The organism is Pseudomonadota bacterium (assembly GCA_016195085.1).
Lineage (GTDB): Bacteria > Pseudomonadota > Alphaproteobacteria > SHVZ01 > SHVZ01 > JACQAG01.
Window position 1 is genome coordinate 43,651 of the sequence record JACQAG010000018.1, and the last position, 25,763, is coordinate 69,413.

The window sequence follows — 25,763 nt, forward strand, 5'->3', positions numbered from 1 at the left end:
GCGGCATCACGGTGATTTGAACCCTTCGGTGCCTCATCCGGGCCCGATCATCCTCCGGCTCGGCTGCTTGCGCCAATAGAGCGGCTGAATTGAATCGATAGACGAACGGCACTTCCGTCCTTGGCCTGAGGACCGCATAGTCGCTCCGGGTTCGCCTCGTCCCGGCGCGGCCCAAGGAGACACCGCCATGAACCGTCTGACCAAGCTCGTTCCCTGGCTGCTCGCCGTCTATATCGCCTACATCTTCGTCTGGTACCTGCAATTCAAGTTCACCGGCGGCGAGGGCAGCATCTGGCTCTTTACCGTTCTGACGGACTGGCTCGGCGCCCATGGCTACGAGAAGGTCATGCGCATCGGCACCGGTACGGCCGAGCTCGTCGCCTCCATCCTCGTGCTCATCCCGGCCACGCAAATCATCGGCGCGGCGCTTTCCTGCGGGATCATGGCCGGAGCGATCTTCTTCCATGTGGTCTCGCCCCTGGGCATCGACCCGTATCAAGACGGCGGCGAGCTCTTCAAGGAGGCGGTCACCGTATTCCTTGCCGGCCTCGTCATCCTGGCACTTCGCCGCGAAGAGGTAGTCCGGCTCATCCGCCGGGTGCCGCCGCTGGCCCGGGTCACCGGCCTGGCATAGCCGCTCCTAACCGCGGAGCCTGGCCGAATAGGCACGGACTCGGGCGGCGTTTTGCCCCTGGTCGCCGCCGCCGATGCGGCTGAGAGAGCGGACGTCCACGCGGCTCTTACCGGGTGCCGCCTCGGTGACGCGGATCACCACGTCGTCCTTGAACTCGAACCAGGTCGTGGTCGCGGTCGCCTCGATACGGCCGCTGAGCTTGTCCGCAGCAGCAATCGCCCAACCCATCGCCCGGGCCGCGGCCAGAGCCTGATCGAAGGCCGCCTCAAGCGGCCGGTCGATGAGGATCGGCTGGATGTCGGGATAGGTGCGCCGCTGCAGCGGCGCCACCGCGGGATTGTAGTCCGCCGGGTTGCGGGCACTCGCCTTTCGCTCGGCCAAGAGCGCCTCGAAAGCCGGCGGGCTGTCCGTGTCGGTGGTGATGTCGTGGATGCCGGGGGGCTGCGCGCGCGCCTGCTGAGCCCGCTCGACGAGCAAGACCAGCACTGAGAGCGAGACCAGAGAAGACACCGCGGCGGTGAGAAAGGGCCGCGACCGCCAACCATGGAACCGAGCGAGCCAAAGCGCCACGACGCCGAGGAGGACGCCCAAAGCCGCCGCACCCAGCGCCACGCGGAAACTCACGAACATCGCCGGGATCTGCGGGAAGATTCCCCAGTGCTGGCCGTAGGCCGCCACCGGAACGGCGAGCAGCGCCACCGCCACCGCTAGCCAGGCAACCGTCAGCGCGACCCGCATGGTCTTCGAAATCATTGCGCCCCTCGCGCGGCCCTTACCTCCGATGCCGGAGCACGGGCCGGTTTGGATGACGCCCCCGGCCGCTATCCTAACCGATCGCCCGCTTGAGGCCAGGGGCATGCGGGCATGGGACCCGTGCCTCGGTTAACACCGGCAGACCCTCGCCTGCCCCGGAGCCGGTCATCATGACCGCCTGCCATCGAACCCGCACGACTTCGCGCGGCGAATCGGCCTAGCATGAACCCACGACAGGGCCACGCTTCGGTTGGCGCGGCCGCAATGAAAGACGAGAGGGAGAAGCGGCCATGGCCGAAAGAAAGCTTTACCAAAGCCTGTATGCCCAGGTCTTGACCGCGATCGTCATCGGCATCCTGCTCGGCCACTTCTTTCCCGATTTCGGAACGGCGATGAAACCGTTCGGCGACGGCTTCATCAAGCTCATTCGCATGCTGATCGCCCCCATCATCTTTTGCACGGTGGTGGTGGGCATCGCCGGCATGGAGAACATGAAAGCGGTCGGCCGCACCGGCCTCTTGGCGATCATCTACTTCGAGATCGTGACCACCTTGGCTCTCCTGGTCGGCCTGGTGGTGATCAACCTAGCGCAGCCCGGCGCCGGCATGAACATCGACGCCTCCCGCCTCGATATCAAGAGCATCGCCAGCTATACCAGCGCCGCCAAGGAGCAGGGCGTCGTCGAGTTCCTCTTGAACGTCGTCCCGTCGAGCGTGGTCGACGCCTTCGCCAAGGGCGACATCATTCAGGTGCTCCTGTTCTCGGTCCTGTTCGGCTTTGCCTTGTTCGCCTTCGGCGATCGCGGCAAGCCGGTGCTGGATTTCATCGATCGGGTCTCCCACGTCTTCTTCGGGATCGTGCGGATCATCATGTACGTGGCGCCCTTGGGTGCCTTCGGCGCGATGGCGTTCACCATCGGGCGATATGGCGTCGGCACCCTGCTGTCCTTGGGTGCGCTGATGGCGACGTTCTACGCCACCTGCCTCATCTTCATCTTCGGCGTGCTCGGCCTCATCGCGCGCTGGCACGGCTTCAGCGTCTGGAAGTTCATAAAATATATCAAAGAGGAGCTGTTCATCGTGCTCGGCACGTCGTCATCCGAGACGGTGCTGCCGCGGATGATGGCCAAGCTGGAGAATCTGGGCTGCCGGAAGACGGTGGTGGGATTGGTGATCCCTGCCGGTTATTCCTTCAATCTCGACGGCACGTGCATCTATCTGACCATGGCGGCGGTCTTCATTGCCCAGGCAACCAACACCGAGCTCACGGTTTGGCACCAGCTCACCCTCATGGTGGTGCTGCTGATCACCTCCAAGGGGGCGGCCGGGATCACCGGTAGCGGTTTCATCGTGCTGGCGGCCACCCTGTCGTCCTTGAGCACGGTTCCGGTCGCGGGCCTGACCTTGATCCTCGGCATCGATCGCTTCATGTCGGAAGCCCGCGCCCTCACCAACCTCATCGGCAACGGTATCGCCACCGTGATCGTGGCGAAGTGGACAGGCGCCTTGGACGAGGCGCGGCTCCAACAGCATCTCGAGCATGAGAGCACCCTCGAGGCTGACGAACCGGAACGGGTGATGCCGTAGCGGCAGGGCCGCGCGGGTCCGTCCCCGGGGGCGAGGCCTTTTCTTGCTATGCAATGGGCGGCCGCTCGGCCGCCCAGGGCCGCGCCGCTTCGATCTGGGCGGCCAGCCGGAACAAGGTCGCTTCGTCGCCGAAGCGCGTCGAGATTTGCACGGCAAGCGGCATCCCCGATGCCGTGCGGCCCATCGGCAAGGCCATCGCCGGCTGGCCCGTCAAGTTGAACCAGACCGTATAGGGCGTGAAGCGCCGGATCCGTGCCCAGTACTCCTCGACGTCGTCCATCATCATGTCGAGCCAGCCGAGCTTGACCGGGACGCTGCCCAGCCCGGGCGTCAAGAGCGCGTCCCAGCGCGCATGAAACGCCGCCATCTGCCGACCGAAGCGGTGCGCGGTCTGGGTCGCACGCACATAGTCCGCGGCGCCGACCTTCTCGCCGAGCTCAGCCGTAGCACGGGTGACGGCTTCGACCTCACCTGGCTCCGGGAAGCGTCGCTTGGTCGGATGCGACCACAGATTCACCAGCATGTTGGCCGAGACCAGGGTGAGGAAGGTCGACCAGGCCAAGGCATTGTCGAAGCCGGGATCGACCTCCTCCACGTCATGACCGAGATCGGCTGCGAGCTGCGCTGCCTGCCTGAGCGCCTTTATGCAGTCGGCATCGGCAACCGCCCCGCCCTTGGCGCCGGCGCTGAAGGCGATCCTGAGGCGCCCGGGCGCCAAGCGCGTTTCCGTAAGAAACGGCCGTTCCGGCTCGGTGGCCGCGTAAGGATCGCCCGGCGCCGGTCCGGCGGTCGCATCCAGCAGGGCCGCCGTGTCTCTGACCGAGCGGGTGACGGCATGCTCGGCCACGAGGCCGGCGACCGCCTCGCCTAGATACGGCGCCAGGCTGTTGCGTCCGCGCGTCGGCTTCAATCCGACGAGACCGCAGCAGGCGGCCGGCACCCGGATCGAGCCGAAGCCGTCGGCGCCATGCGCCATCGGCACCATGCGGGCGGCCACGGCGGCGGCGGCCCCGCCGCTGGACCCGCCCGGGGTGCGCTCCGGGTCCCAAGGGTTGCGGGTCGGACCGTAGAGCTGCGGCTCGCAGGTGACGCTGAGGCCCATCTCGCAGGTGTTGGTCTTGCCGAAGATCACCAGTCCAGCCCGCTTCAGCCGCTTAACCAGCACGCCATCCTCAGGGGGAGCCACATCGGCAAAAAACCGGGATCCGCGGGTGGTCCTGACACCTCCCAGCGACCCGTTGAGATCCTTGAGCAAATAGGGAACGCCGCGAAACGGGCCGGCGGGCAGACCCGAGCGGATCGCCTCGCGGCCGTGGTCGTAGAGCGTCATGACCACGGCGTTCAATGCGGGATTGCGCCGCTCGACCCGCTCGATCGCCGCTTCCAGGAGCTCCTCCGGCGAGACCTGGCGACGGGCGACGAGCTCGGCCAAGCCCAGCCCGTCGAGCTCGTCATACTCGGCAAGAGACATGGACGATCCTTCCCGGGCGGCGACGCCGTGGTGCGATTGAGAGCCCGCAGGAACTAGCATACAGTGAGGCCCGCTCATCTTCGCCAGGGGGGCCCCGATGCTTCTCGAACGCTTCCAGCGCTTCGTCGGTTGGGTGCTTTGCGGCGCTTTTCTCGGCTTCTCGAGCATCTCCGCCGCTCTCGCCCAGGACAAGGAGGTGACGATCTGGACCATGGGCGGCGACCAGCCCGGCTGGGTCAAATTCCTGGAGGCCGTCAGCGCCAACTACGAAAAGAGCAACCCCGGCGGCAAGGTGAAGGTCACCTATTACGAGAAGAACGCGCTGGGCGTGGCGCTGCGCACGGCATTGCGCGGAGGCCAGGGGCCGGACCTCATCTACACCGAGCCCGACCAGACGGAATATGCGGAGAACGGCTATCTCAAGCCGCTCGACGACATCGTCAACTGGAACAATATCGAGCCCTGGGCGCGCGGCGCCTGGTCGAGCAACGGGCATGTCTGGGGAGCGCCGCTTTCGGCCTACACCAACGAGGTCTACTATAACAAGGACCTGATGAAGGAGCTGGGCGTCGCCCTGCCGGCGAACGGGCAGGTGAGCCAGGCGGAGTTCATCCAGATCCTCAAGAAGGCGAAGGCTGCGGGCATGGAGCCGATGGTCGTCGGCGCCGGCGACCGGCCGTTCACCGGTGCCTATCTCTCCTTCGAGCCGATGCTCAGGAAGCTCGGCCCCGAGGACTATCAGAAGCTCCTCGATGGCAAGCTGTCCTATGCCGATCCGCGCGTCGTCGCGGTCTTGAAGTTCACCAAGGAGATCGCCGATCTGGGCGTGCTCCCGAAGTCCTTCGCCAGCCTGTCCTTGACCGACTCCTACGCCTATTTCTATCAGCGCCGCGGCCTCATGTTCCCGCAAGGCACCTGGTACTCCCAGCGCGCCTTCGCGCCGCCCGACAAGGGCGGCCAGCCCGATGGGTTCAATATCGGCATCATGAGCTTTCCGGCGATGGACGGCGGCAAGTGCAACAACTGCCGGACGCTCGCCATCGGCGGCGGCTATTCGGTCAACGCCGACACCAAGAAGCTGCCGCTCGCGGTCGCGTTCCTGAAGGAGATGGCGACACCCGACATGGGCACGCTGTGGGTGGTCAACAATAACAGCGTGAGCGGCATCAAGGCCGACACCAGCAAGCTCACCGGCAAATACGCCGCCTATTTCCGGGAGCTGGAGGAGGCGAAGAAGGGCTCCACCTACTTCATCGGCATTCCCCTCAACTTCGTCAGCGGCGGATGCCGCGAGACCTTCGTGCAAGTCATCAATGTCGGGCTTCCTGCGGGCCTCGTCAGCGTGGACGAGACCGTGAAGCGGATGAATGCGGCCTGCTACAAAGGCTAGAAGCAGGGGTCCGGCGCTGCCGCAGCGCCACGCCGGACCCGATTGACGCCTGCTGATGCGGTGGCGTCGCTCCGCTTCTGCCGCTCCCTGGGGGACGATCGCCTGCTTTCTGGCGCCGGCGCTGACCATCTATGTCGCGCTCACGATCTATCCGATCCTCCGCACGATCTATAACAGCTTCCTGCAGATCCGGCCGCGCGGGCGCGAGGCCTTTGTCGGCTGGGAGAACTATGCCGTCCTCTTCGCCGACCCGACCTTCTGGCGCAGCGCCGCGCACACCGTGCTTTGGGCGATCGTGGCGCCGGTCGTCGATGTCGCGGTGGGGCTGTTGTTGGCACTTTGTCTCTACGCCGCGATCCCCTTCAGCCGTTTCTTCCGGGTTGCTTGGTTCGCCCCGGTGCTGATCTCCTACGTCGTCGTCGCGATCATGTGGAGCTGGATCTACAACTTCGATTGGGGCCTGGTGAATTTGGGCTTGGCGGCATTCGGCCTCGAGGATTGGCGGCGGACCTGGCTGGGTGATCCCAATTTCGCGTTGGCGGCGCTCATCGTCGTCGACGTTTGGAAGTGGACCGGCTTCAACATGATCGTCTGCCTGGCCGCCTTGCATGCGCTGCCCAGGGAGGTGATGGAAGCCGCCGAGCTCGACAATTGCGGTTGGATGGCGAAGCTGTACTACGTCGCGGTGCCGATGATCGGATCGACGCTCATCGGCCTCCTGGTCCTGGGCTTCATCGGCAAGATGAAGGTCTTCGACCTCGTCTGGATCATGACGAGAGGCGGACCGCTGTGGTCGACGGAGACCGTGTCGACCTACGTCTACAAGCGTGCCTTCGACTGGAACACCTTCGACCTCGGCTATCCCTCGGCGATCGCCACCGTCTGGTTCGCCGTCATCCTCGCCTGCGTCATCGCCGCGACCGCCTATGGGCGCCGGCGCCCGCAGCTCGAATACTGACATGCCGGCACCTGGCATCGCCGGGCGTGGGGCGCTTACTGTCGCTCTCAGCTTCTATACCGTCTATGCCGTCGGGCCGATGATTTGGTTGGCGATGATGTCGCTGAGGACGACGCAGGAGATCAACCTCGATCACTACGGCCTGCCGCAAGTGCTGCATTGGTGGAAGTTCCAGGCGGCGTGGGTCAATTCCAACTACGGCACCTATTTCTGGAACAGCGTCTGGGTGGTCGTCGCCTCGGTGACGGCAGTCACCCTCATCGGCGCCATGGCGGCGTATTGCCTGGCACGCTACCGGTTTCCAGGGAACCGGGCCGTCCTTCTGGCGATCTTCAGCAGCATTATCCTGCCGCCGCAGATCACCATCATTTCGCTGTTCCAGGTCATGGTTGAGTACCGGCTGTTCAACACTCTCACCGGACTGATCCTCGTCTATATCGGAACCCAACTGCCGCTGACGGTCTACCTGCTGGAGAGCTTCTTCAGCCGAATCCCCCAGGACCTGTTCGACGCGGCGAAGATCGATGGCTGTTCCGATCTCGAGATGTTCCGGCGCATCGGCGTTCCGATCGGCGCGCCTGCGATCGTGACGACGGTCATTCTGAATTTCATTCTGCTATGGAACGAGTTCCTCTACGCGGTCGTGCTGATCACCGATGACGGCAACCGCACGCTGCCGCTCGGCATCCAGAAATTCATCGGCGACCAGTTCTCCGACATCGGCATGGTGGCCACCGGCGCGATGATCTCCATCGTGCCGGTCATTCTCCTCTACTTCGTGTTCTCGGAGAGGATCATCCAGGGCATGACCGCAGGGGCGATCAAGTAGCCGGACCGAAACCCGACCAAGACGGTTTGGGTCTCGAGGCGCGCGTGAATCTCCCCTTGGAGAGAGTCCAGCGCCGGCCTCTGGCCTTACAACCTAGCAATCCCGGAAGTCACGGGTGGGGAATAGACCGGCAAGGAACAAAACCTGAACGACCTCGTAACCCCTTCCAGGATATCGCAGCTCGCCCCTGGCCAAGCGCGTGCCGTCGCGGTGAAATGACCGAGATCGGACAGGGAAATCGCCGAGGCTGCGGCCGCCCTCTTGTGTTGGCTTGAAGTTTATGCGACTTCGCCACAACTTCTTGAGATCGCCGGTGTGCGATGTTCCTCTCCGCACCGGCCCTGGGCATGGGCTGGACGATGGCTGTTGTGCTGCTGATCGAGGACGATCCGCGCTATCGCATGATGATGCGGAGCATGCTCGAGGTCGAAGGCCACATCGTGCGCAGCACGACCAATGGCGAAGAGGGCATCGAGAGCTTCGGCCAAAACCGTCCCGATGTCGTCATCACCGACATGATCATGCCCCGGCGTGACGGCATCGAAACCATCGGCCTGCTGCGACAGCTGGATTCCTCCGTGCCCATCGTCGCGGTATCGGGCGCCAGCGAGGACGTATTGATGGTGGCGCGCACCATCGGCGCGGTCGCGACCTTGGCGAAGCCGTTCAGCGCGCCGGCCCTCTTGAAGGCGGTCGCAGACGCGGTCGGCACACCGTCAATTCAATAGGCTCTTCTTTCCGTTCGACGGGCATTCATCTACGAATCCCCGGTGACGCGACACCCCATGTTCCTGATACGGGGAGGCGCGGCCGGCCATGGCCGCATGGTTGACGCTGCAAGAAGCCGAGGCTAGTTCTTCCTCAGCCGTTGTCCGCCCAGGGCTCGCGCGACCGTCATGGGGTATGGCGTCGAGAGTGCCCAAGAGCCGGTCCGACGGCGGGGAGCGCTCATGGCGAGTCTGGTCTTGCGGCAGGTTTCCAAGGCGTTTGGACCGCATGAGGTGATCCACGGCGTCGATCTCGAGGTCGCCAACGGCGAGCTCGTGGTATTCGTCGGGCCATCCGGCTGCGGCAAGTCGACGTTGCTGCGCATCATCGCCGGGCTTACCGATGCCACATCGGGCGACGTCCTGCTCGACGGCACCCGCGTCAATGCCACCTCCGCGGCCGATCGCGGCTTGGCGATGGTGTTCCAGTCCTATGCGCTCTATCCGCACATGTCGGTGAAGCAGAACCTCTCCTTCGGCCTGGAGAATCTGAAGGTGCCGAAGACGGAGCGGGAGCGGCGCATCGCCGAGGCGGCGCACCTGCTGCAGATCGATTCGCTGCTGGGCCGCACGCCCAGACAGCTTTCCGGCGGCCAGCGCCAGCGCGTCGCCATCGGCCGCGCCATCGTACGCGAGCCGCGCATCTTTCTCTTCGACGAGCCGCTCTCCAATCTCGACGCCGAGCTCAGGGTGCAGATGCGCGTCGAGATCGCCGGTCTGCATGCGCGCCTGAATGCAACGATGATCTATGTGACCCACGATCAGGTGGAGGCGATGACGCTCGCCAGCAAGATCGTCGTGCTGCGCGCGGGGCGCGTCGAGCAGGTTGGCGCGCCGCTCGAGCTCTACAATCGCCCCGCCAACAAATTCGTCGCCGGCTTCATCGGCTCGCCGCGCATGAACCTCTTGGAGGGGCACGCGACCGCGCTATCGGAAGCCGGGGTGACCGTCGCCGTGCCCGGCTTGGCGCCGATGTTCCTGCCCTTCATGGCGGCAGGGCTTGCGCCAGGCGAGCCGCTCGTTCTCGGCATCAGGCCGGAGCATGTCGCCGAGATACAGGACGGCGACGGCGCCTGTACGCCGGTGGTCGATCTCTCCGAGCAGCTCGGCGGCCAGAGCCATGTCCACGTGACGCTGCCGGCCGGACAAAAGCTGACGCTGCATCGCCAAGGGCAGACCGAGCTGCGTCGCGGCGAGCGGCTCGCCATCGCGTTTCCGCCGGGGCTCTGTCATTTGTTTCGAAGGAGCGACGAACGCGCTCTGATGCGGTGCCCGTGAACGAACCCACGGCACGACCTCGCGCGGCGGCCGCTATCGGCGTAGGTTGGCGCCAAGGGAAAGCTACGGCATCGAATTCTTCAAACGGGAGGACGACAATGAGAACGACGTGGCGAAACCCGATCCTGGCTGCCATCGGCCTCATCGCGCTCATGGTGCCGGCGTCGGCATACGCCCAGGTCGAGCTGCGCCTGACCTGGTACTCCGACGGCGGCGAAGGCGATGTGATGCGGGACCTGCTCAATCGCTTCGAGCAGAAGAACGCCGACGTGAAGGTGATCATGGACGTCGTCGCCTTCCGCGCCATCAACGAAAACCTGCCGGTCATGGTGCAGTCGGGGCAAGGCCCGGACATGGCGCGCGTCGTCGATCTCGGAGGACTCTCCAAATTCTATCTCGACCTCACGCCACATCTGCCGGATCCGGCTTATTGGCATGCGAATTTCGAGCCGTTTCTAGCCTGGATGCGGCGTCCGGGAGACGCAGCGGGCATCAGCGGCGTGATGACGCAGCTTACCGTCACCGGCGGCTTCATCAACAAGACCTTGTTCGACCAAGCCAAGATCCCCGTCCCCGGCGCCACCGCAAGCTGGGAGGATTGGGCCAAGGCGGCCAGCGCGGTCGCGAAGGCGGCCAAGATCCCGATGGCGCTCGCCATGGATCGTTCGGGCCACCGGTTCGCCCCGCTCGCCATCGACCAGGGGGCGAAGTATTTCGATGCCCAGGGCAATCCGGCGATCGCCGATGCCGGCTTTCGCAAGGCGGCCGAGATGCTGGTCGACTGGCACAAGCAAGGGATCATGCCGAAGGAGATTTGGGCTGGTGCCTCGGGGACCGCCTACAAGGGAGCGAACGAGGAATTCGCCAACAGCCAGCTCGCCTACTATTACAGCGGCAATTGGCAGATCGGCCAATTCGCCAAGCAGATCGGCGACACCTTCGACTGGACCGTGGTGCCGGAGCCCTGCGGACCGGCGGCGTGCACGGGCATGCCGGGGGGTGCCGCCCTGGTGGCGTTCGCTGGGACCAAGCACCCCAAGGAGGTCGCCCGCGTGATGGACTATTTCGCGAGCGAGGCGGTGCTGAAGGAATTTTCCGAGCGCTCGCTGTTCATCCCGGCGCATCTCGGACTGGCGAAGAAACCGCTCGAGTTCCGCACGGATTCGCGCCCCGCGCGTGACGCGCTCAACGCCTACGCCCAGCAGGTGGCCAAGATCGACAAGGTGGCCTTCCAGTATCAGGGCTATGCGAACAACCGGCTGATGTTCAATGCCACCGTGACCCGCCTCACCCAAGCCATCACCGGCGAGCTGACCTTGGATCAGGCCCTCCAGCGGATCGAGGCCGACGTGGCCGAGGGCCTGAAAGAAAAGGCAAAATGAATCCGGGCGGGGTGGACCTAAACCGCCCCAGAGAAGGTGCCGCAGCGGCCGCTCTGAGCGCGGTCTATGGCGGGCTCATGCGGGCGGTCGAGCCGCCGATCAACCGTCTGCAGCGGGCGATCGGCGCCGCGCGCATGCCTTATTTCTTCATCGCGCCCAATCTCGCGATCTTCGGCATCTTTGTCATCACGCCTATGCTGCTCAACATCTGGTACGGGTTCACCGGCGGCACCAGCATCGAGCTGGCGAGCCGCCCTTTCGTCGGCGGCGAGAATTTCGCGAGCCTGCTCCGATGCGCCGACTATCTCGATCCTGCCAGCTGCGAGCGCGATCGATTTTGGCGAGGCCTCTACAACACCGGCTTCTTCGTTGCCCTGCAGGTCTCGCTGATGGTGCTCTTGTCGCTGGCGACGGCACTCGTGCTGAATCGCCGGATCATCGGGCGCGGCTTCTTCCGGGCCGTCTACTTCTACCCGGTCTTGCTGTCGCCGGTGGTCGTGGCGCTCATTTGGAAGTGGGTGCTGCAGCGCTCGGGCGCGCTCAATGCCGGCCTCGAAGCCGTCGGCACCACGCCGGTGCAATGGCTGCTCGAGCCTGGATGGGCACGCTTCTGGGCGATCTTCGTCAGCATTTGGGCGCATATGGGCTTCTACACCTTGATCCTGCTCGCCGGTCTGCAGTCGATCCCGGCGGAACTGTACGAGGCCGCCCAAATGGACGGCACGCCTGGGTGGCGCGTGTTCTGGCGCATCACGCTGCCCTTGCTGATGCCCACCATGCTGGTCGTGCTCGTGCTGGGCTTGATCCGCGCCGTGCAGGTCTTCGACGAGGTCTACGTGCTCACCGGCGGCGGCCCCGGCTCGGCAACGCTGTTCATGGTGCAGTTCATCTATGAGACCGGCTTCTCGAACCAGCTGCATATCCTGGGCCTGGCTGCTGCGGCATCCATGATCCTCGGGCTGACGCTCCTGGTGCTGACGCTCCTCCAGCTTCGCCTCGGCCAAGGGACCCCCGCCTGATGCGGCCGCTTCTCGCCTTCCTTGCTCGCACCCGCGATGGGCGTCGGGTCGGCTGGGTCGACGCCTTTTCCTATCTCTACCTGGCGCTGGGCGTGTTCTTGATGTTCGGGCCGGTCGCCTGGCTCGTCCTCTCCTCGTTCAAATCCCAGGCGGACCTCGTCCGCTTTCCCCCGAGCCTGCTGCCGCACGCGCAAGAGACCGTGACCCTGGCCGGGTTCGACCAGAAGCTGCCGCTGTTTCGCGTGACGCTGCCGGATGGATCGGAGAAGACCATGGCGCAGCTGCGCCGGATCGGATTGCGGGCAGAGATGGTCGATCCGGAGAACCCGAAGGACATCGTCAGGGTCGACATCGACCAGCGCCGGGAGATCAGCCGGCTGCATTTCGAGATCGACAACTATCTGACGCCGCTCGAGCGGTTCAATTTCCTCACATACTTCAAGAACAGCGTCGTGGTGACCGTGGTTGCCACCTTGCTCACGCTCCTCGTCAACTCGATGGCGGCGTTCGCCTTGTCGAAATACCGGTTCCGCGGGGCGAAGACATTCTTCGTCGTCATGATCGGGACGCTGATGATCCCGATCACCGTGGTCCTGGTCCCGGTCTACCTGGTGGTCGCCAAGCTCGGCCTCATCAACAATCTGTGGGGCGTGATATTGCCGGGAGCGGCAACGCCGACCGGCGTCTTCCTGCTGCGCCAGTACATGCTGACGATTCCCGACGAGCTCATCGAGGCGGCAAGGATGGATGCGGCCAGCGAATGGCGCATCTATTGGCGCATCATGCTGCCCTTGAGCGCTCCAGCACTGGCGGTGCTGGCGATCTTCTCCGTCGTTTGGCGCTGGAACGACTTCCTTTGGCCGCTGGTCGTGCTCAGCCGCAGCGAGGTCTTCACGCTGCAGGTGGGGCTCAATGCCTTCCAGGGAGAGCTGAACACGCAATGGCACTATCTGCTCGCCATGACCGTCGTGACGTTGTTGCCGATCACCGCGGTGTTCGCGTTCCTGCAGCGTTACATCACGACCGGGATCGCCGCCACCGGGATGAAATAGGCGCAAGGCCGTGACGAACACGGCCAGGAGCTTCGATCCGAGCCGGTGGACGGCCGCCCGCGTCCAGGCGCCGATCGAGACTTCCGGGACGAGCCTGGGTTTCGGCACCAATCTCGGCCCGCTCGACGTGGCGGCGCACGCTCCGGGAGTGCTCAGGCTCCGCATCGGTGCCGCGGGCGGAGCCGATTACGGGCTCCTCGCTCGGGAGGAGTCTTCGGGGGTGGACTTTGGGCGGGGGTGGGGACGCCCCCCTCCCCAACCCTCCCCCGGATCGATCCGCCTGGAGACGGAAGCCGGATCCTGGCGCATGACGGCCGGCGATCTTCGGCTCACCCTCGAAGCCGATCCCTTGCGGTTCACGCTCGCCCGCGGCGATGCGTTCCTGGTCGAGAGCATCACCGACCGGCATTTTCGCGGGCAGACGCGTCTGCCGGCATTGGCAAGGTCCGATGCTGGCTGGCTCTTGAGCCTGGCGCTCCGCACCGGCGAGCCGATCTATGGGCTTGGCGAGAAGTTCGGGCCGCTCGACCGCCGCGGCCAGCTCCTGGTCTCGCGCAACGAGGATGCGCTCGGCGTCAACACCGAACACTCTTACAAGAACATCCCCTTCGCCTGGTCGCCCAGCGGCTGGGGAGTCTTCGTCAACACCCCGGCCAAGGTCACGCATGGGATCGGGCATGGGCCGTGGTCGCACCGGAGCTACGCGCTCCTCGTCGAGGAGCCGCTCCTCGACCTGTTCCTGATCAGCGGCTCCAGCCCGGCGGAGATTCTGGATCGCTTCACGCAATTGACCGGCCGGCCGGTGGTGCCGCCACGCTGGAGCCTCGGCATCTGGGCGTCCCGCGCCTACTACCGCACCGCCGATGAAGCGCTCGAAGCGGCACGCACGCTGCGCCAACGGCGCTTTCCTTGCGAGGTTCTCACCCTCGATGGCCGCGCCTGGCAGGAAACCAACACTCGCTTTCTCTTCGAGTGGGATGCCGCGCGCTACCCCGATCCCAAGGCCGTCATTGCCGGCATCAAAGCGCTCGGGTTCCGGGTCTGCTGCTGGGAATACCCTTGCGTCTCGGTGCATAATCCGCGCTTCGCGGAGCTGGCGGAGAAGGGCTACTTCCTCAAGGACGAGACCGGGGCGCCCTATCGCTACGAATGGGACCCGGGGCCGTTCGGCTCGGTGTTGACGCCGCTGCCGCCGAGCGGCCTCATCGATTTCACCAATCCGGAAGCCTATGCCTTCTGGCGCGACGCGCATCGTCCGTTGTTCGAGGCCGGCGTCGACGTCATGAAGTCCGATTTCGGCGAGCAGATCCCCGACGGCGTGGTGGCCGCCAATGGCGACCGCGGGCCCCGTCTGCACAACGTCTACCCGCTCATCTACAACCGCTGCGTCTTCGAGGCGACCGAACGGTACGGCAGCGGCGCGCCGGTCGTCTGGGGACGCTCCGGCTGGACTGGCAGCCAACGCTATCCCGTGCAATGGGGGGGCGACCCGCAGTCCGATTGGGAGGGAATGGCGGCGAGCCTGCGCGGCGCGCTTGGCTGGGGCATGAGCGGGGTTCCTTGCTATGCGACCGACATCGGCGGCTTCTACGGCCCACAGCCCGACGCCGAGCTGTATCTGCGCTGGGTCGAGGTCGGGGTCTTCGCCTCGCATTTCCGCTTTCACGGCGTGGGTGCCCGCGAGCCTTGGGCCTTCGGCGAGGCAGCGGCCGCGATCGCCCGGCGCTGGTTCGAGTTCCGCTATCGGCTGATCCCCTATCTCGAGGCCTGCCTCATCGAGGCAGCCGACACCGGCTTGCCGGTCATGCGGGCGATGCCGCTTGCCTTCCCGGACGATCCCGCTTCCTGGCGCTTCGAGCTGCAGTTCCTCTGCGGCCCGAGCCTGCTGGTGGTGCCGGTCGTCGAGCCGGGCGGGCGGGTGAGCGCCTATTTGCCCGCCGGAACCTGGCATGCGCTGTGGAGCGGCGAGAGCATCCAAGGCGGCCGGGCGGTCGCCTTGGAGGTACCGCTCGATCACATCCCGGTCTTCGGGCGCGAGGGCCACCTGTTGCCGCTGGGCCCCGTCGTCCAGCACACGGGCGAGCTGCCGCAGCCGAGCCCGATCACCGAGCTATGGGCGTTCGGCCGCCCGCAGCCACGCCGCGGCGCCGGCGGCCTGGCTCTGGAAGAGGATGGCCGCAGCGTCCGCATTGCCGGACTCGCCGCCGGGGCGACGGTCCGCTCTTGGGCCGAAGCGAATGCGGTCGTTTCGAACGGTGTGGCGACCTTCGCCGGATAGCCGCTACTTCCTCGCCAGGAAGGCCCTCGTCATCGTGTCGTAGAAGCTGTAGAGCGCATCGCCCGCAATCGCGCCGGCGGCGAAGACCTCCATGTCGGATTGGCGCGCCCCGCTCGTCGCCCGCGTCCAAATGGTGCGCAAGGCGACACCCACCAGCACCGCCCAGCCGGCGGTCGGGTTGAGCAAGAGGAGGCCGGTGGCGAACAGCACGCCCAGCTGCCGCTTGGGTCCGCCCAGGAACTGCACGATCGCCCCCGGGATCGCCCAGATCGCCAGCTGCTGCGCCACCTCCCAGGAAGCGCCGGCCTTGATGGTCGCCACATAGACCCGGTCGACCGGGGCCACCTTGTTGGCGGCGAAATATCCCTGGTAGGAAATGAACACCACGATGCCGGCGATGACGAAGGCGAACATGGCGGCATAGAGCTGCTGGCGTCGCCCTTCCCGCTCGAAGGCGGGATCGGTGCCATAGCCGCGCAGCATGTGGCCGGCCTTGAGGTCATAGCCCATGTCGGCGAAGGCGGGGCCGGTCGCGGCCGAGAAGCCGACGAGGAGGCAGAGTGCGGGTGCCGGGAAACCGATCAGCATGCCGATCACCAAGGTAATGAGCGCCACGGCGAAAGCCGGGAACCAGCCCGCATGCATCGCCGCCAAGCCGACGATGAGCTCATGGGTCAAGGCGGCAAAGGCCGCGTAGACGATGAACAGCACCAGCATGCCGAAGGACATCTCCGAGATCATGCCGCCCAAAAGCGCGATGATGACCGCGATGAGGACGTAGGCGCCGCTGCCGAATGCGATGGTGCGGCGCACCTCCTCGGCGCTGGTGCCGGTGCGGCTGGAGGCGGGCTTGGCGGAGTCCCGCTGCAGCATCAGCATCACCACCTGGATGAGGGCCACCAGCCCGGCGCCGACCATGACGCCGTGGGGAATGTAGGCCTTCATGAGATCGCCCCCCGGCGCCAGCCAAGGGAGCAGCGTGGAAGAATAGCCGCGGGTCAAGAGGCCGATGCCGAACATGGTGAGCGCCCAGATGTTGCCGATGAAGGCGACACCGAAGGCGGACATCGGGATGGCGAAGATCGATCCTAGAATTCCCACGCCGATGCCGCCCAGGAGCACCAGGCCCTTGCGCCCGCCCTCATCGCCGGCGCGGATCGCTTCGGCGGCCGCCACACCGGGCGGCCAGGCGCCCTCGGCCGGGAAGACCTCGCTGTCGAACATGCGGTAGAGCATGTAGCCGTCGAGCAGCATCGCCAGAAACACGCCGAGCAGCATGGGACCCACCAGATCCATCCGGCCCAGCACGAAGGGGATGCCGACCGGCAGCAGGAGCGCGTTGCCGGCGCCGAAGGTGGCCGCCGAGATGGCGCTCTGCGCCAGGTTCTGCACATGGATCGACTTGTAGCGCCTGAGCAGCGCCAGCGGCACCCGTGCCAGCGCCATGCCGGCGAGCGCGCCGATCAGCGAGGTGTTGGTGGTGATGCCGAGCGTGGTGATGAGCTCGGTGCCGATGATGGCGCCCACGACGCACAAGGGCGCGATCAGCGCCAGGCTTTCGAAGCTGAAGAAGCGCGGATGCTCTGCGCCGGTCGACTGTTGCATGGGGCCCCCCATGGATATTGCCGCGGTCGGCGACCGGGTCCTTCGAGGTTAGCTCATTCCGCCGCGCTCGCGGAAGCCTGCCCGCCATAGTCCTTGAGCGCGGAGGCCGGCGAGACGTAGCCGTCGGCCACGTCGTCCTCGAGCCGGGCGCGGTCGCGCTCGGCCGGCGGGCCATAGCCCGAGCCGCCGGCCAGCTGCACCTCGACGATACGATCGGCCGTGGTGAGCGTCACCAGCTCGCCGGTGCCGCAGTCATGCACCAGCGTGCCGTCGCGGTCGAGCACGAGCCCGTGCACGCTGCCGCCCGGCTTGCCCTCGAACAGACCTTCGGTTGCCACCCCAACGCCTTCGGGATAGATCGAGAACAGGGTCGGCAGGCCATCATCGAAGAGCTTCCTAAGACGCGTGCGAACGCCGAGCCCGCCCCGCAACCGGCCGGGACCGCCGGAATCGGCCACCAAAGTCTTCTCCAAGACCAAGACCGGAGCCCGCGTCTCCATGAGCTCGATCGAGGTATTGGCCGCCGAGGTCGGATAAAGCAGCGCCGACTTGCCGTCGCTCTGCTGGGAGCCGCCCTGCCCGCCGCCCATGAAATAATGGTCGGAATAGATCCGGCCTGCCTCGTCGCGGCCGTAGATGCTGATGGCATGCGGCAGCCCGGTGGCGGCCTGCACCTGGCCCGGTGCGGCTTGGGCGAGTGCTCTGAAGATGTTGGGCGCGATATACCAGCCGGTGCGCGTCCTGAGATTGACCGCGACCGGCTTCGAGGCGTTCAGGACCGATCCCGCCGGCGCCTTGACGGTGAACGGCCGATAGCAGCCGGCATTGCTGCGGATCTGCGGCGTGAGAATGCATTTCAAGGGGTAGGTCGAGTGCGCCGCCGTATAGGTAAAGGTGCAGTTGAGACCGCCCTGCGCCAGCTCGGCCGGGGCGCCGGCGAAATCCACCTCGATCGCGTCGCCCTTCACCGTCACCTTGACCGGATAGCGGAGCTTGGTGCCGAGCGGATTGTTCCAGACCTCCGAGCGGTATTCGCCGTCCGGCAGGCGCCTGATCGCATCGCGCACCGCGCGCTCGGCGCGGTCGTGCACGACGGAAGCGAGCGCTCTCAGATCGTGCATGCCATAGTCGTCCATGAAGGCGACGAGCCGGTCGGCGCCGAGCTGGTTGGCGGCGACGAAGGAGTGGATGTCGCCCAGCACCTCCTCGGGCTTGCGCACATTCTCGGCCAAGAGCGTCAGCAGATCCTCGTTCGGCACGCCTTCGCGGCAGAGCTTCATCGGCGGGATCTGGAAGCCCTCGTCGTAGATCTCGCGGGCGCGGAGCGAATCCTTGGTGCCGCCGATGTCGCCGACATGGCCCACGGTCGCGGTCAGCGCCACCAGGCGGCCGGCGCGGAAGACCGGCGTCACCACCGCGATGTCGAAAAGATGCCCGGCGCAGAGCCAGGGATCGTTGGTGATGAGCACGTCGCCGGGCTTGAGCGTGTCGGGCGGGAACTTCTTGATGAGCGCCTTCACCGCGATCGGCAGGGTCAGGTTGAAGACCGGCATGGCCCTAGGCGAATGGGCCAGGCTCTCGCCGTCGGGATCCAAGAGGTCGGTGGCGAAATCCTGCGCCTCGGAAATGATGAGGGAGAAGGCCGTTCGCACGATGGTGTGCCACATCTCCTCGACCACGGTGACCAGGCGCGCCCACATGATCTCGAGGGAGACGGAATCGGACTCGATCAGGCCGCGCGCCTCGTCAAGCGGCGTCATGGGCGTGATGCGGGCGGCCGCGGCCGGTGCGACCGCGATCTCGATGCGGAGGGTTCCCGCGGCATCGACCATCAGCCGATCGCCGGGGGCGAGGATGGTGGTGGCCTCGCGTTCCTCGATGATGGCGGGGCCGAGGATCGCGGTACCCGCCGGCAGCGCATAGCGATCGTAGACCGGAGTCAGGACGAAGCCCCCCTCGCCCTGGGCTGGGCCGAAATAGGCGCGCCGCTTGCCCTTCAAGGCCTGCCCCGAGGACCGGGCATCGGCCTCGGCCAAGCTCAAGGCCGGCAGCGGGCCGCGGCAGCGGACCCGGAGCGAGACCACCTGCACCGCGACCCCCTCATAGACCGAGGTGTAGCGGTGGGCGTAGGCGGTGGCGAAGGCGGCACGGATCGCCGGCAGCGCCGCCGCACCGATCCGGCCGGAAGGGAGATCGACGTTGATCTCATGGATCTGCCCCATGAGGCGCATATCGGCCGAGCGCTCGGTCACGATGTCGCCAGCGGCAACGCCGGCGGCGGTCAGCCTTGCTTCGGTCTCGCGCTCGAGCTCGCCCAAGACCGCATCCATGCGGAGGGCGGCGCCGGGATCATCGAGGCGGAGAGGATGGCTCCGCACCTGCTCGAAGGACAAGGGAGCGGCGAGGAAGCCCAAGGCCGAGGCGGCACCGGAAGCCGGCGGGATCAAGACCTCGCGCACCCCCAGAATGCGCGCCACGCCCGCCGCGTGCGCGGGGCCGGCGCCGCCGAATCCGACCATGGCATAGCGCCTGGGATCCTTGCCCTTCTCCACGATGTGGATGCGCGCGGCGGCCGCCATGCTCTCGGTCACCAGGCGATGGATGCCCCAGGCGGTCTCCACGGCCGACAGGCCGAGCTTGGCGCCGATGCCGGCGAGCGCCCGTTCCGCGGCTTGGCGGTCGAGGGCCATGCGCCCGCCCAGGAAAAATCCGGGATCGTAATATCCCAGCAGGAGATTGGCGTCGGTCACCGTGGGCTCGCTGCCGCCGCGGCCATAGCAGGCGGGCCCGGGATCCGCACCGGCGGAGTGCGGACCGACGCGCAGGAGCCCGAGCTCGTCGAGGGCGGCGACCGAGCCGCCGCCGGCACCGATCTCGATCATGTCGATGACCGGCGCCTTGATCGGCAGGCCGGAGCCCTTCTTGAAGCGATGGACGCGGGCCGCTTCCATCTCGGCCGCGGTGGCGGCATGGCCGTTTTCGATCAGGCACGCCTTGGCGGTGGTGCCGCCCATGTCGAAGCTGATCACGTCCGCCTTGCCGGCGACCCGGCCGAAGAACGCCGTGGCCAGCGCGCCGCCGGCGGGACCGGACTCCAACAGCCGGATCGGAAAGGCCCGTGCCGTCTCCGGCGAGACCAGGCCGCCGGCGGAGTGCATGAGATAGAGCGCGCCGCGGAAGCCCCGCTGCCACAGCTCGCGCTCCATGCGCCGGACATAACGGTCCATCAGCGGCTGCACGAAGGCGTTGGCGCAGGTGGTGGTTATGCGCTGGTACTCCCAGAGCTCGGCCACCACGTCGGAGGAGAGCGAGACCGCAACCTGGGGAAAGTGCTGGCGGATCGCGGCACCGGCTTCGCGCTCATGCGCCGGGTTGCGATAGGAATGGAGGAAGCAGACGGCGATCGCCTCGACGCCGGAGGCGACGAGCTGGCGGGCGGCGGCGACCACCTTGTCCGGGTCGAGCGCCACCACGACATTGCCGTCGCGGTCCATGCGCTCGGGCACCTCCAGGCGATGCCGGCGCCTGACCAAGGGCTCGGGATATTGCAGGAAGAGATCGTAGATGTCGTAGCGCTGCTCGGTCCCCATCTCCAGGATGTCGCGGAAGCCTTGGGTGGTGATGAGCCCGAGCTTGGCGCCTTGGCGCTCGATGAGCGCGTTGGTGACGAGCGTGGTGCCATGCACGATGTCGCCCACATCGGCCAAGGCCACGTCCGCGGCCGAAAGGAGCTGACCCAGACCATCGAGCGCGCCGATGGAGGGATCTTCCGGCGTGGTCAGGCATTTGTAGAGCCGGATGTCGTTCCGCTCGCGGTCGAGCAGGATGAAATCGGTGAAGGTGCCGCCGATGTCGAAACCGATGCGCCAGCGCGCTGCCATGAAGCTGTCCTTAAGACCGGTCGATTAGGGCCAGCTTAGCATCCGCCGCGGCAATCGCCATCGCCCCGAGGAGATCGGCAGGGGAAGCTATTCACCGAAGTTAATCAGTCACTTGGGCCGGTTGCGGCAGAGGGGTTTGAGCGCCCAACCAAGGAACTATGCTTCCTCCGCTCCACCACTGAGCTACGCTACCTTACGTCGCAGCTCCTTGAAGAGGCCACGCATGTCGAAGAAATTCCAATTGTCGCTAGCACCCCAAGAGCTTTGGCAGGCGATCAACCCCTGGACCTTCTATCAGCAGGGTGCGCAGTTCGGCTTCGTCAATATCAACCTGGGACAAACGCCACATCCCGAGGTGGAGCAAGCCGTCCTCGACGAGGTGGGGAGCTATGGACGGCAACTCGGTCACATGGGAGACGCGCTCGAAGTGCTGCTGGCCCATATCAAGCTCGCCAACCTTAGCAAGGCGGAGAAGGATGCTTTGGCTGTCCTCCGTGGTGAGCTTGCCGCCATACGACAAGTGAAAGCCGGTGCCCGCATCAACCCCTCGGGCGAGCGTGAAAATCAGCGCCCTTAGCCCACGCTCGTAATGCGCCGGCTGAACGTCTGGAACACGTCGAAGCCAGAAATGGCGACGCCTCAATCGGGCGAGAGAGGACTACCGGCAATGGCAAGACGAGCAGCAAAACCGGCCGAAACAATCTCGGTGACCCGGAGCAGCGGCAATGTCTTCGCCGACATGGGCGTCGTCGAGCCCGAGGAAGAACTGGCGAAGGCGCAGCGCGCCAGCCACATTCGACAAGCGATCCTCCGTCGTCGACTAACCCAGGTTCGCGCCGCGGAACTCATGGGGTTGGACCAGCCCAAGGTTCCGCCCTCATCAATGGCCGCCTCGGTGGATTTTCCAGCGACAGATTGATGCGGCTGCTGACCGCCCTTGGCCAGGACGTGGAAATCGTCGTCAAGACGAAACCCCGCGGCCGCGAGCGAGGGCAGATCCGGGTCGTGGAATCCGCTTGAGGCCGTGCGGCGCGGACGGAGCTTCGATCCGTCGCTCTCCGTCGGATATTGAAGCTCCTGATCGTATTGACGAATTGCCACCCTTGAGACCGGGTGCGGCGGAGAGATTGGTGCAATACCCTAATCGCCGCCCTGCGTGCCTATCGATCTATGGATGCACCGTAGCGGCGGGGCGATTTGAGCAATACGAACAATCGCTGCCGAGCGTGGTCATCGATCTCTAGGCGGGGCACCGATCAGCGGCCGGAATCATCACCTTAGTCCGATCGCCGCCATGCCAGCCGAGGCCGGCCTCGTCCGTCGGACGGTGCGCCCGTCCGGACGATCTTGATCCGCAGACGCGCCCTCCACATCTCATCGAGCGCCGCTAAGTGCCAGACATTGGGAATGAGCTGACACTAAAACCTCGGCCTTTCGGACCTACTCAAGCAAGCACGACGAACCGCTACGCTCGCGTGGAAATTAATCCGGCATTGGCGGTGGTCGATCGCATCGGATCGGTCGTGGCTAGCGCGATGAGTCTGTCAGCTTGTGCATCGGCACACCAAACTAACCCTCGAGAATCTTCGCCGATCAATAACTTGCCGCGCCGATCAGCGTCGAGACCCCATACGCCGTTTCACAGTCATTCCTTTCGTATCTGTCCGGTAGCTGGTCTATCCGACTTGCCGAGACAGATGTCAGAGGGCTCATCGTTCTTCCTCCAACTTGTACGCTGGTAACGTCGTGAGCCGTTTGTCCTCGACGGGGCCACCCACCGTGAAGTGGTAGAAGCTCTGCCAGTCGCGCGAAGAGATGCCGAACACCTCGTGAACGGGGTCATCGAAATAGCAGCCGATCCCGGTAGAACGAATGCACGCCTCTTCAGCTTCGAGATACAGTACCTGGCCTACGAGACCGGCCTCCCAGAAGAGATTTCGATAGAACGCAGCGCCGTAGGTAACCAAGCTGTCCATGAAGTCGGCGATCATCCCTAGGCTGAAGGCCCCATCTCCCGCGATGTCCTGACCGCAGGAGACGCTCGCAGCCAGAGCGCGGCAGTCCCCTTCTTTGAGCAGGTACAGCGGGAGCCCACGCGGGCACGACGGAGGGCGCCGCCACAGGAACTCGCTCCCCATCGCTTGCCGGAGTGGCTCGACCTTCTCCGGATCGCGAGCAAGCGCGTAGAGACCAGGAGAAAGGTCGTTCACGCGGTGCACGAAGAGGCCCAGGTGGATGCGCGGGCGCCAGGGAATAGCGTCCCACGGCACGGATCGCCCGTCTCGGATGGGCACGAGACGAGCGAGCATCCGGAAGAACGTCGCCGCGGAAATGGCGGTGGATGCGTCCATGCTCACGGCACTCCTGCGCCCCAGGATGACTCTCTCGGCGGTGGCCGCGCCAGACCGCACTGGAGCCATGAAACACTCGCCCTCCGAAGGAAACCCCGAGAACTCTTCGTCGATCGAGTTTGCTTCCCGCGAGGCGGCCAGAGCGACCAGGTCGATTACCGGCCAATCGACGCTGTGCTCGGGACTGAGAGCGTTGGCCGTGCCATACCACCGGGAAGCCGCCAGTTCACGTAGGGTTTCTTCTGGTGGACGCAGGCCCCGGGACGTGGCTCCATTTCCCGGTACGACGAGCGCCAGGAGTTCGGGATGCTCTCGTTCCACACCGACATAGTCCGCAGCGCGGTCGAGACCAAGGAGTCGTGAGACATCGGTGTCGCTCACATGATCGAGGAGGTGGAGTTTCCACCCGAGGGCGGCCGCCGCGTAGCGCATCGTCCCCAGCGCATGACCAACATCGTGTTGGCAATAGCGGAACGCCCGCTCGCCGTACTTCCATGCCTCCCGCCAGTGAATGGAGGACAGTCCCACGAGGAAGGCACCCTCCGGACACGCGCCCATCAGGGCTGTCCAGACCGAAGGGTCAAGATCTGCCCGGCGCTCGAGACCGTGCTCCTGCGGCGCGTAGTGATAGACGCCGGGACGGTCGTGGACGGCGCATAGCGCAGGCAGCAGTGCATATCCCTCCGTCGGGTGCAGGTTTCCGCTCGAAGGATTGGCGCGCAGAGACCACGTGGTATCGCGAAACCGCTTCCAGGCGGTCAGGGACAGGGCGTAGCGGAAGAAGAGTGAGATGGACTCGATCGAAAGCGGGGCCGGCTCCATGGTGTCTGTGACATAGAGCTGCCAGTACGGCAGCACCCGCCCTTTTTGGAGGAGAGGAAGGCGAAGCAGCGGCGCCCCATGGTAGCGGCGAAACGGATCCGGCTGCGTCGCCCAATCCAGGTAGTCAAGCGACGCGGCGTAGCGATGATGGTGGTGCTTGGTTCGCTCGTGATAGGCCGCCACGATTTCTTCGGCGCAAAGGTCGCCGCCCGCGGCAATAGCGCCCGACGGATCCGACCCGGCGATGGTCAAGGCAATCGGCGTCATGCTCGGTGCTCCGCCATGGCAGCGAAGAAATTCAGCTCGCACCACATTGCGTACGCGTAGGCATCCTGAACCGCCGGGGTGCCTTTCGCCATCGAGTCCAGTAACGATTCAACTCGCGTGGCGAGGGCCTGAAAATGAGGGCCACTGTACGTGGTGATCCATTGTTGGTACGGATTACCCGTTCGGCGACCTTCACTGCCTCTGCAATCCAGTGTAAGGCGGCGCGGCGCGCGACTCTCTAGAGTTTTGCCGCGAAGTCACGGTTTACTTGCTTCAATGTCTTGTCTGTGCCCAAGAAGGCGTGCTTGGACATGTCGGCGCTGAAGCGGCTGGCTGGCGGCTGGCGACCGAGGGCTTCAGCCATGCTGCGGATATGGTGCGGGCCCGCGCCGCAGCACACCCCGAGATAGCTTATGCCAAGCGCGAACGCGTCTCGCGCGAAATCGGCGATCTCGTAGCGGTTGCAGGTGAACGGATCGAGCCCCGTCGGGAAGGGGCGGCCTGCCGGGAATTTTTCATAGCCATGGTCGCGCAGGGACTGAAAAGTGGGTTCTTGCTCGTTGGTCCGATAAGGGACCGGCAGCGCTGCCATCGGCCCTTTGATCGCTGAGCGTATTTTTTTCAACAGCGGCATCATCGAGCGAGGGCCGCGAATGCAATTGAGGCCAACGACGCTCGCCCCGGCATCTTCGAGGCGTTTGCAGGCATCGGAGACTGTCCAATCTTCGCGGGTCAGATCCGAACGGTGCATCGCCAAGGTGACCACGACCGGCACTCCCGCCGCCTTTGCCGCCTTGAGCGCGACGAGCGCCTCCTTCGCGTAGGAGAAGGTCTCGGCGACGATCATGTCGATGCCGGCCTCTGCGGCCCAGCCCACCTGCTCCTCGAACATCTCCTGCGCGGCCCGAGCGCTCGCCGCGTCGCCAGGGTCATAGATGTTAGTGTTGCAAATATTGCCCGCGACCAGTGCTGCAGTCTCCGTCGCCACCTCCTTGGCGATTCTGAGGGCCTGGCGGTTCATTGTCTGGAGGTCCGACTCGCGACCGATGAGCCTCAGCTTCTCCCGGTGCGCGTAATAGGTGAATGCTTCGACCACGTCCGAACCGGCATGGACGAACTCTCGGTGCAGCCCGGCGACCATCTCGGGATGCTCAAGTACGACTTCCGGGACGAAGGCCCCGGCCTGCAGATAGCCGCGACGCTCGAACTCGAAAAGGTAGCCCTCGGCGCAAATGACCGGTCCCGCGGCTAGGCGCTCCATCAATCCAAGCTTCTTGGTTTGTGTCATCGCCGTATTCCCCCGCGTGACCGCTGTAGCCCTATTGAAGCCACTAATGTTCGCGATGCACCATCATTTTCCGATGCTCGCTGGAAGCTGTTCTGGATGCGGCACTAATTTGTCTTCTGCAAACTCGAGGCGATATCTCCTTTAATAGCCTG

General features: G+C 65.3%; 18 protein-coding genes and 1 pseudogene. 13 read left to right on the top strand and 6 right to left on the bottom strand.

Translation table 11 applies throughout. The features are described 5' to 3' along the window. Window positions 1-187: 187 nt before the first annotated feature. Window positions 188-634: a DoxX family protein gene (locus tag HY058_04960; GenBank protein ID MBI3496635.1), complete on the top strand. Its 447-nt coding sequence runs from the start codon at window positions 188-190 to the stop codon at window positions 632-634. 6 nt (window positions 635-640) lie between these two features. On the opposite strand, the gene HY058_04965 is transcribed toward HY058_04960, so the two are convergent. Next, window positions 641-1,387, bottom strand: coding sequence for a DUF1499 domain-containing protein (locus HY058_04965; protein MBI3496636.1), 747 nt, complete (start codon window positions 1,385-1,387; stop codon window positions 641-643). A 290-nt stretch (window positions 1,388-1,677) separates the two neighbouring features. On the opposite strand from HY058_04965, the gene HY058_04970 reads away from it, so the two are divergent. Next, window positions 1,678-2,973 carry a dicarboxylate/amino acid:cation symporter gene (locus tag HY058_04970; protein ID MBI3496637.1) on the top strand — a complete coding sequence of 432 codons (1,296 nt, stop codon included), beginning with the start codon at window positions 1,678-1,680 and terminating at the stop codon, window positions 2,971-2,973. Between the two features lie 46 nt (window positions 2,974-3,019). Here HY058_04970 and HY058_04975 read toward each other — a convergent pair whose 3' ends face one another. Then, on the bottom strand, window positions 3,020-4,444 hold the full coding sequence (locus HY058_04975; protein MBI3496638.1) for an amidase: 1,425 nt from the start codon (window positions 4,442-4,444) through the stop codon (window positions 3,020-3,022). Window positions 4,445-4,541: 97 nt separating this feature from the next. On the opposite strand from HY058_04975, the gene HY058_04980 reads away from it, so the two are divergent. From HY058_04980 to HY058_05020, 9 genes are all read left to right on the top strand, one after another. Further along, entirely contained in the window at window positions 4,542-5,834 is a 1,293-nt protein-coding gene (locus HY058_04980) for a carbohydrate ABC transporter substrate-binding protein (protein MBI3496639.1), read from the top strand. 55 nt (window positions 5,835-5,889) lie between these two features. Further along, the gene (locus tag HY058_04985; protein ID MBI3496640.1) at window positions 5,890-6,792 is read left to right on the top strand and encodes a sugar ABC transporter permease; all 903 of its coding nucleotides are present in this window, start codon (window positions 5,890-5,892) and stop codon (window positions 6,790-6,792) included. A gap of 1 nt (window position 6,793) precedes the next feature. Further along, window positions 6,794-7,621 carry a carbohydrate ABC transporter permease gene (locus tag HY058_04990; protein MBI3496641.1) on the top strand — a complete coding sequence of 276 codons (828 nt, stop codon included), beginning with the start codon at window positions 6,794-6,796 and terminating at the stop codon, window positions 7,619-7,621. 320 nt (window positions 7,622-7,941) lie between these two features. Next, a complete protein-coding gene (locus HY058_04995) occupies window positions 7,942-8,349 on the top strand; it encodes a response regulator (GenBank protein ID MBI3496642.1) in 408 nt (135 codons plus the stop codon). 222 nt (window positions 8,350-8,571) lie between these two features. After that, window positions 8,572-9,666, top strand: coding sequence for a sn-glycerol-3-phosphate ABC transporter ATP-binding protein UgpC (ugpC, locus tag HY058_05000; protein ID MBI3496643.1), 1,095 nt, complete (start codon window positions 8,572-8,574; stop codon window positions 9,664-9,666). A gap of 98 nt (window positions 9,667-9,764) precedes the next feature. Beyond that, window positions 9,765-11,048, top strand: a complete 1,284-nt coding sequence (locus HY058_05005; GenBank protein MBI3496644.1) for a carbohydrate ABC transporter substrate-binding protein — start codon at window positions 9,765-9,767, stop codon at window positions 11,046-11,048. Next, the gene (locus HY058_05010; GenBank protein ID MBI3496645.1) at window positions 11,045-12,067 is read left to right on the top strand and encodes a sugar ABC transporter permease; all 1,023 of its coding nucleotides are present in this window, start codon (window positions 11,045-11,047) and stop codon (window positions 12,065-12,067) included. Before HY058_05005 ends, HY058_05010 begins: the two co-directional genes overlap by 4 nt. Continuing rightward, entirely contained in the window at window positions 12,067-13,119 is a 1,053-nt protein-coding gene (locus HY058_05015; GenBank protein ID MBI3496646.1) for a carbohydrate ABC transporter permease, read from the top strand. Before HY058_05010 ends, HY058_05015 begins: the two co-directional genes overlap by 1 nt. A 10-nt stretch (window positions 13,120-13,129) precedes the next feature. After that, window positions 13,130-15,397 (top strand): glycoside hydrolase family 31 protein, encoded by a 2,268-nt coding sequence (locus HY058_05020; protein MBI3496647.1) that lies wholly within the window; start codon window positions 13,130-13,132, stop codon window positions 15,395-15,397. A 3-nt stretch (window positions 15,398-15,400) separates the two neighbouring features. Here HY058_05020 and HY058_05025 read toward each other — a convergent pair whose 3' ends face one another. Then, complete coding sequence (locus tag HY058_05025) at window positions 15,401-17,002, bottom strand: OPT/YSL family transporter (protein MBI3496648.1); 1,602 nt, start codon at window positions 17,000-17,002, stop codon at window positions 15,401-15,403. A gap of 53 nt (window positions 17,003-17,055) precedes the next feature. Beyond that, entirely contained in the window at window positions 17,056-20,883 is a 3,828-nt protein-coding gene (locus HY058_05030; GenBank protein ID MBI3496649.1) for a hydantoinase B/oxoprolinase family protein, read from the bottom strand. Between the two features lie 223 nt (window positions 20,884-21,106). Here HY058_05030 and HY058_05035 point away from each other — a divergent pair, with 223 nt between their 5' ends. Beyond that, on the top strand, window positions 21,107-21,460 hold the full coding sequence (locus HY058_05035) for a hypothetical protein (protein MBI3496650.1): 354 nt from the start codon (window positions 21,107-21,109) through the stop codon (window positions 21,458-21,460). Between the two features lie 90 nt (window positions 21,461-21,550). After that, window positions 21,551-21,903 (top strand): annotated as a pseudogene (locus tag HY058_05040) (XRE family transcriptional regulator). Window positions 21,904-22,592: 689 nt separating this feature from the next. Here the strand turns inward: HY058_05040 and HY058_05045 are convergent. Continuing rightward, entirely contained in the window at window positions 22,593-24,275 is a 1,683-nt protein-coding gene (locus HY058_05045) for a SagB/ThcOx family dehydrogenase (GenBank protein ID MBI3496651.1), read from the bottom strand. Window positions 24,276-24,561: 286 nt separating this feature from the next. Then, window positions 24,562-25,611 (bottom strand): homocysteine S-methyltransferase family protein, encoded by a 1,050-nt coding sequence (locus tag HY058_05050; protein MBI3496652.1) that lies wholly within the window; start codon window positions 25,609-25,611, stop codon window positions 24,562-24,564. Between the last annotated feature and the right edge of the window lie 152 nt (window positions 25,612-25,763).